Below are 263 nucleotides of genomic sequence, written 5' to 3' on the forward strand. Positions count from 1 at the left end.
AATTTTAAATAATAAATCCCCTATTTTAATAAAAGAATTTAACAGAAAGGTTTGCATTTCTTTGAAAAAATAAATAACACTGCCTCCAACAGTAACAGTGAAAATAATTTTGCAAATTTCTTTTAATTTTTCCCATAAACCCTCATCAGGATTCATTAATTTTTGAGCAGTAAGAGAAGAAACATTGCTTTTAATAAAATTAATCAAAGAACTAAAAATATCTTTAAAAAAATTTAAAATATCTATTAAAAAACTAAATAAAG

At 21.3% G+C, this 263-nt stretch carries 1 pseudogene; it reads right to left on the minus strand.

Annotated features, from left to right (window positions below):
* Positions 1-263 (minus strand): annotated as a pseudogene (locus tag RI68_RS04035) (hypothetical protein); the annotation flags it as partial.

Source organism: Vaccinium witches'-broom phytoplasma str. VAC (assembly GCF_000309405.1).
Taxonomy (GTDB): Bacteria; Bacillota_I; Bacilli_A; order Acholeplasmatales; family Acholeplasmataceae; genus Phytoplasma.